This window comes from uncultured Lamprocystis sp. (genome assembly GCF_903933125.1).
In the GTDB taxonomy this organism is placed as follows: domain Bacteria; phylum Pseudomonadota; class Gammaproteobacteria; order Chromatiales; family Chromatiaceae; genus Thiodictyon.
The window spans coordinates 1-6,425 of sequence record NZ_CAIZIZ010000097.1; the positions used below are offsets into that span (position 1 = coordinate 1).

Annotated in this window: 7 protein-coding genes; 3 read left to right on the forward strand and 4 right to left on the reverse strand. The window is 62.5% G+C overall.

Annotation, left to right across the window (positions count from 1 at the left end; all coding sequences use genetic code 11):
• The first annotated feature begins 104 nt into the window (after positions 1–104).
• Complete coding sequence (locus tag QZY03_RS04265; RefSeq protein WP_295578523.1) at positions 105–584, forward strand: EAL domain-containing protein; 480 nt, start codon at positions 105–107, stop codon at positions 582–584.
• Positions 585–1,008: 424 nt separating this feature from the next.
• Here the strand turns inward: QZY03_RS04265 and gltS are convergent, their stop codons facing one another.
• Positions 1,009–2,241: a sodium/glutamate symporter gene (gltS, locus tag QZY03_RS04270; RefSeq protein ID WP_295578524.1), complete on the reverse strand. Its 1,233-nt coding sequence runs from the start codon at positions 2,239–2,241 to the stop codon at positions 1,009–1,011.
• On the opposite strand from gltS, the gene QZY03_RS04275 reads away from it, so the two are divergent.
• Both QZY03_RS04275 and QZY03_RS04280 read left to right on the forward strand, forming a co-directional pair.
• Positions 2,240–2,386 (forward strand): hypothetical protein, encoded by a 147-nt coding sequence (locus QZY03_RS04275; RefSeq protein WP_295578525.1) that lies wholly within the window; start codon positions 2,240–2,242, stop codon positions 2,384–2,386. The genes gltS and QZY03_RS04275 overlap by 2 nt on opposite strands.
• Positions 2,387–2,657: 271 nt before the next feature.
• Positions 2,658–3,437: a 20S proteasome subunit A/B gene (locus tag QZY03_RS04280; RefSeq protein WP_295578527.1), complete on the forward strand. Its 780-nt coding sequence runs from the start codon at positions 2,658–2,660 to the stop codon at positions 3,435–3,437.
• A 150-nt stretch (positions 3,438–3,587) separates the two neighbouring features.
• Here the strand turns inward: QZY03_RS04280 and QZY03_RS04285 are convergent, their stop codons facing one another.
• The 3 genes from QZY03_RS04285 to QZY03_RS04295 all read right to left on the reverse strand — a co-directional run bounded on the left by QZY03_RS04285 (position 3,588) and on the right by QZY03_RS04295 (position 6,303).
• Complete coding sequence (locus QZY03_RS04285) at positions 3,588–4,862, reverse strand: TIGR02270 family protein (RefSeq protein ID WP_295578528.1); 1,275 nt, start codon at positions 4,860–4,862, stop codon at positions 3,588–3,590.
• Positions 4,863–4,966: 104 nt separating this feature from the next.
• Complete coding sequence (locus QZY03_RS04290) at positions 4,967–5,911, reverse strand: hypothetical protein (protein ID WP_295578529.1); 945 nt, start codon at positions 5,909–5,911, stop codon at positions 4,967–4,969.
• A 2-nt stretch (positions 5,912–5,913) separates the two neighbouring features.
• Positions 5,914–6,303, reverse strand: a complete 390-nt coding sequence (locus QZY03_RS04295; protein ID WP_295578530.1) for an HNH/endonuclease VII fold toxin-2 domain-containing protein — start codon at positions 6,301–6,303, stop codon at positions 5,914–5,916.
• Positions 6,304–6,425 lie beyond the last annotated feature (122 nt).

Here is a 6,425-nt window from a genome sequence, read left to right on the forward strand (position 1 = left end):
CTTCGCAGACCGACTACTCTGCCATTGATCCTGCCAGAAGCCCGCCGCGGTGTCTACCCCCTTGTGCGAACATTAACTTTCGTTAACCACCGCCAGCCCGCGCCGTGACTGCGGTCGCGCGGTCATGCTTCAGGGCTGGCCTCGCGCTGGAGATCCTGGAAATCAGCGCGACGCAGGATCTGGCCCAGGTCGCCCGCATCGTCGCGGACTGCCGCGCGCTCGGGGTGAGTTGCGCCCTGGACGACTTTGGTATCGGCTATTCCTCGTTGACCTGTCTGAAACGCCTGGCGGTCACCGCGCTGAAGATCGACCGGAGCTTTGTCGGCCACATGCTCGACAACCCGGATGACCTGGCGATCGTCGAAAGCATCCTATGCCTGGCCACCGCCTTCCGCCACCAGGCCGTCGCCGCAGGAGTGGAGACCCTGGCGCAGGGCGAGCGGCTGCGGCAACTCGGCTGCGAGCTGGCCCAGGGCTTCCGCATCGCCCATCCCCTGCCGGCCCACGAGCTACCCGACTGGCTGGCCGCCTGGCAGCCATCACCGCATTGGATCGATCCGCCCTTGGCTAGCACAGATGAATGACCGTTGCGCCAGGCCGGCGTTGCCCAATTCCCGACCGGAGCCAATCACGCCGGCCTGCAAGTCAGTGCAAAGACTTGTACTGCACCCTAACCAAGTCACCAGCGAACAAGCGTCAGACTTCGACTCCCAACGACAACTGATATCGACCTGGACCAACCGGATCAGGATGCTCCTGGGAAAACGAGCGTCGGCCCGAAACGCCATTGCAGTCAGTGACCAGCGCGGAACAAATAGCAGTTCAAGCACGCGTCGCTGCGTCACCTCATCCGCGCCGAGTGACAGCTCCTGGAACTGATCTGCCGCTCAGAGGGGTGTGCCCACTGACAGGAATGAGTCGGTAGCTGCCGTCCCGCTGCCATCAGAGCGAAGAACCCCGTAGCGTTTAGGTCGGCACCGCCCTCCAGCCGAGCGCGTTGGCGATCCACTAAAAATTTCGCAGAAACAGCGGAATCACCAGCGCATTGACCAGGTCGATAAAGAAGGCGGACACCAGGGGCACGATGATGAAGGCGCGGTGGGAGGGGCCGAAACGTTGCGCCACGGCCGCCATATTGGCCATGGCCGTGGGGGTGGAGCCGAGTGAGACGCCGCCGAAGCCGGCGCAGACCACTGCCGCGTCATAGTTGCGTCCCATGACCGGGAAGAGAATGAAGAGGGTGACCGCCACGGCCAGGACGAATTGCGCGGCCAGGATGGTGAGGACGGGCCAGGCCAGATCGATCAGCGTCCAGAGTTGCATGCTCATCAACGACATGGCCAGGAAGGTGCCCAGCGAGACGTCGGCAATCAGGGCAATCGCCGGGGTCCGGGTGGGCCAGGGCATCCCGCTCAGGGTCGGCCGGTTCTTCGGGGTCAGGTTGGTGATGAGGATGCCGGCGAAGAGGCAGGTGACAAAGAGCGGCAGCTTGAGCCCCAGGTCGGCGACGATGCCGTTGAGCAGGAACCCGAGGATGATACAGAGGTGGATTGCCAGGATGGCGCTCAGGAAGTCCAGGTGACCCAGGCCGGCCTTTTTCTGGGTGTCAGACAGGCCGATGTCCTGGACCTCCTCGACCAGTTGCGGGGCGGGTGTCAGCCCATGGCGTTTGATCAGGAACTTGGCGATCGGGCCGCCCATGACGCTGGCCAGGATCAGGCCCAGGGTCGCGCTGGCGATGCCGAGCTCCATCGCGTTACTGATGCCGTACTGAGCGGAGATGACGGGCGCCCACGCGATGGTGGTGCCGTGGCCGCCGATGAGGGATACGGACCCGCCGGTGATGCCGACCGCCGCCGGCAGGCCGAACAGGGCCGCCACGCCGATGCCGGTGAGGTTCTGCGCGAACATGAAGGCGATGGTGACGGCCAGGAGAATCAAGAGCGGCCGCCCGCCCGCGAGCAGGTCACGGGCGCTGGCATTGATGCCGATGGTGGTGAAGAAATAGACCAGCAGGATATCGCGCGCCTGTAAGTCGAACGCCACCGCGACGTCGGAGGCGAAATAGAGCACTCCAAGCAGAATGGAGAACAGCAGGCCGCCGGTGACCGGTTCCGGTATGCTGAACTCGCGGAGGATTGCGACCTTGTCGTTCAGGCGTTTGCCGACGAACAGCACAATGATGCCGATGGTGACGGCGAGGAAGGATTCGATGCGCAGGACGCCGTCTTGAAACTCCATGAGAACTCCTGATGATGCGCGAACGCCGCCGCCTTGGACCGCGGGCCGACCGCGGGTCGGCGACGGCGTCATGGCGAAGGGGGCCTTGATCAAGATTCCGGCCACTTGGGCTCGCCAGGTGCGTCGTCAGGCCATCCTGGCCTGACACCCTCAGGGCTGGAAGCCCTGACTACGCATGCCGCTGGCCGGAATTATGATCAAGGCCGCGAGGGGCCAGGATCGCAAGGGGGCACAGGATACCTGGTTTCCGTGGCGATCAGCAGGGGGCGACGATTCCAGGCCGTCGCCCGGACCTAGGGGCGGGTTTGAAACCCGCCCCTACACCAAAGCGAAGGCGATATACTGCGCGGGTGCCGACCCGAATGGCGCACGGCACCCGGTGACGGCCACCCAATAACGCGGAGGATCTGTCTGAAATGACCTATTGTGTGGGGCTCCTGCTCGATGACGGCCTGACCATGGCCGCCGACTCCCGGACCAACGCGGGGGTCGACTACATCTCGACCTACAGTAAACTCCACGTCCTGCAGCCCGCGCCCGATCGGCTGTTCGTGCTGATGGCCGCCGGGAGTCTGGCGACGACGCGCGAGGTGTTGGACCGCATCGGCCGGGACCTCGACCAGGCCATCAATCCCCGGCCCAGCCCCTATCAGCAGGCGCCGACGGCGACCCTGCTCAATGTCAATTATCTGTTCGAGGCGGCGACTTACATCGGGCAGGTGAGTCTGGCGGTGCAAAACGAGCACGGTCCGGCCCTGCGCCAGGCTGGGGTCAGTGCGGAGGCCAGCTTTATCCTCGGTGGGCAGATTGCCGGCCAAGCCCACGGGTTGTTCTTGATCTATCCCCAGGGCAATGCCATCGCCGCCACCCGCGAGACGCCCTATCTCCAAATTGGTGAGAGCAAGTACGGGAAGCCCGCGCTCGATCGCCTGGCGCATACGGGGCTGTCGCTCGCCGATGGGGCGCGCCTCTGTCTGGTCTCGATGGTCGGGGCCGCGCGGTCCAATCTGTCGGTCGGGCCGCCGTTCGAGGTGGCGCTGTGCCCGCGGGACCAGTTGTCTCCCTCCCATCTGCTCAAACTGGAGGTGGGATCACCTGATCTGGAGACCATCAGCCAGAGTTGGGGCGCGAGTCTGTCCAGCGCTTTCTTCGCGCTCCCGCGCTTCAGTTGGGAACCGGGCAATTCGCAGTCCTAAACCGCGCCCAGCACCGTAGGCGATCCGTTTGGATCGGATCGGCCCCGGCAGACTCGACGATTGCCGGAGCTGGCGCGGTTTATTGCCGCCATTTTGCTTGGTTACTGGTCAAGGGTGGCAGATCGGCAGCGTTCCGTAGTGAATCGGACGCTAAATTGCAGGTTGGTCGGCGGCCAGCCAGCGCGCCTGACGCCAGGCTGGGGCGGCGATCGGAAACAGTGGCGTACCCGGGGTCAGCAGACACAGATACTCGGCGGCGGCCCGGCGCTGCCGCTGGTAGCCCTCGCGCAACACCCGTTGGCAGTGCTCAACAGTAACCGGTTCGCCCATGAAGTAGCGTCCCCCGGATTGCAAGCGTTGCCCGCTGACCTCCCACCAAGCCTGGATCTTGGCCTGATCCGGCCATGGCAGGCTATCGTCCGGGTCCATGTCCACGGACTCATCGGCCGGGTCATCGCTCGGACCGGGTTCGAAGCCCTCCGGCGGCCGGCGCTCCAGGTCGAGCCAGGCGAGGTCGAGCCCGGTGACGAACGAGAAGGACTCGCCCGCCAGGCGGGCGGTCTGATCGTCCGCCATGAGCCCGATGAGCCAGGGGATATAGTGCACCTGGCCGGTAACTCCAGTCGCCTGGATCAGTAAGCGCCGGCTCGCGGCGTCTTTGGCGATCGATTGCAGAACATGGTGGCCGCTCGGCAGGTCCACGGCCTTCAGCCACAGCCCAAGCGCCTGGGCACGCAAGGGACCAGGAGTCGAAGAAAGCTCACCGAGCGCACTCAAGGCAAGATCCCGGTTCCCCAGCAGCAACGATGACATCGCGGCCCGGAAACGGGCGCTGGGATCATCGTCCTGCAAGTGCCGCAGACAGTCATCAATCAGGTCACGCCGACCGGCCTCCCCGGCCGCGCGTAGGGCGCAAGCGCGTAATCGCGGATCGGGATCGTCGATCGCGGCGGTGAGGATTGACCCCGGGTCGACGCGGTGCATGATGCAGGAGGCGATGCCAACCTCTTGCCGCACGGGCTCCGTGGCCGCCAGCAGTTCCACGACGAGGCCTTGGAGGTCATGGGCCGACACCCAGCCAAAGGCGGAGATCAGCCCGTGGTATGCCTCCGGTAGTGCCTCGGTAAGGGCGAAGAGTCGGTCTAGGCGGCGCCGATCATTACTTGCGATTGCCCCCACTGCTGCCGCGAAGACCTCGCCGGTGCCTGGTGTCTCCAGGGCCGCCTGGCAGAGCCCCGCTCCGAACTCGCCGGCTACCGTGAGGCCATCCAGATGCGCGGCGATCCGCTCATCAATGCGCGCCAGGTGATGAAGCTTGACGTGGGGTGCCCGTACCAGCACCGAACGGGTGTGGCGCAGGATCGCCGATTCCTCGGCGTGCTGCTGTATGACCTCCAGAACTGGTTGGTGGGATGTTGCTAACATACGCAGCAACGTCGAGCCGATGCTTCATTATTGGCAGGTGTATTCGTGGTCTGTCTCCTATTGCTCTATTGCTGTGTTCCCTATTGCTTGCTTATAACTTGCGTTCATATCTGATATATCTTGGTCCAGATTTTGGTATCGTACATAAATGCCTCATTCGAACCTGCAATGACCAGAATGCTGTCGCCGGCAGCCAGATGCGAGTACGAACTCATCGGGGGCAAAGAAAACTGCGGCTTCACCAGCTTATCGCCGGCTACGGTATAGACCGTATCAACGGTTGACACGAGCACTTGCGAGCCGAACTGAACGATGTCCTCCAGGAACTCATCCGGGATATCCTGTTTTGCCAGTGACCATGACGACCTGTTGCCGATTAACAAATCTTTACAGCCGGTCGTGATATATACCAAACCGTTCTTGCTACAACAGATCCGCTCGAGTGACGCATTAGTCGGGACGTCCTCCTTAGCCCAGGTTTTTCCGTCGAAGTGCCAAAGATCGCCTTGCCCTCCGCAAGCGAACACATCCGTGTCCGAATAGCCATCGATGTCCACGAAGCCCGCATGGTCCACGGACGGGGGGAGCTCTGAGGACAGCAACTTGTCAGTTAGATGCGTCCACCGGTTCGCCGCCGTCCGCTTGTAGACATCCCGACGCATACCTACCGCATAAGCATAGCCGGTCGCAATGCATCGCACAGCAGAGAAGTGCTTCAACGACGTCGCATCGACCGGCTGTTCGCCGTCGTCATATCCCTGTCCAACCACATAAACCTCACCGGGATCTGAAACAAAGACGCACTGCTCTTGCGGCTTGAACGCCGTACAACCGTGAATACCGGTCATGTTGTCCAGTTCGGACACCGCCCATTGTTCGTCTGGTGGTTCGTTGGGATAATAAAAGAAAACCATCGTCGGGCGCGGCTCGAGGGGATCATCGATACTCCAATCCTGAGTACAGAATGCAACGATATCCCGGCTCCGCACGTGACAGCTGGAGACAGCATAGGCCTCCAGGTATTTTTTCATCTCGGCGAACGTTGCCATGGTTACCCCTTCTTTGTGCTCTTGATCTTCGGATACTTGGCTCTCGTCGCGCCGTCCTGGCGACGAACTTTGATCTCTGCACCGGTGCCTCGCTCTTGCATATGAGCGTCAATCTGCGCCTTTAGGCAGTCGGGTTTGCATAGCGGTTTGCCCTGGTCGTTCAGGAACGTTTCATTGTGCGCCTCCACGCCCTTGTCACGCACAATCGGATAGGTGAAAGCCGCCCCGGGAGTAGTCAATATGCCCTTTAGCTTGGCTTTTGTCTTGTCGTGCATGCGCTTATGTGTGCCCACCGGGTGGCTGACGCCCGCTTTGCCGGAACAGCACACGCTGGGGGCGTCATCGCAGGTGTAGGCGTTCGCTCGTGGTGGCCTTGCCTCGACTTTGGCCATTTCAGGCCGTCGAGGCCAGTTGATCCAGCAAGCGTTCCCAGTCCCGCTGGGAAATAACGAGGGCGTCCGGGTCTGCGGTTGAGTTGACGAAATTCGCCGCCGCCCAACTGGTGCGGCGCACC

Excerpts from the sequence above, each read along its gene's own strand:
- QZY03_RS04295 (WP_295578530.1), bottom strand. The coding sequence starts at position 6,303 with ATGGCCAAAGTCGAGGCAAGGCCACCACGAGCGAACGCCTACACCTGC.
- QZY03_RS04275 (WP_295578525.1), top strand. The coding sequence starts at position 2,240 with ATGAGAACTCCTGATGATGCGCGAACGCCGCCGCCTTGGACCGCGGGC.
- QZY03_RS04290 (WP_295578529.1), bottom strand. The coding sequence starts at position 5,911 with ATGGCAACGTTCGCCGAGATGAAAAAATACCTGGAGGCCTATGCTGTC.
- QZY03_RS04285 (WP_295578528.1), bottom strand. The coding sequence starts at position 4,862 with ATGTTAGCAACATCCCACCAACCAGTTCTGGAGGTCATACAGCAGCAC.
- gltS (WP_295578524.1), bottom strand. The coding sequence starts at position 2,241 with ATGGAGTTTCAAGACGGCGTCCTGCGCATCGAATCCTTCCTCGCCGTC.
- QZY03_RS04280 (WP_295578527.1), top strand. The coding sequence starts at position 2,658 with ATGACCTATTGTGTGGGGCTCCTGCTCGATGACGGCCTGACCATGGCC.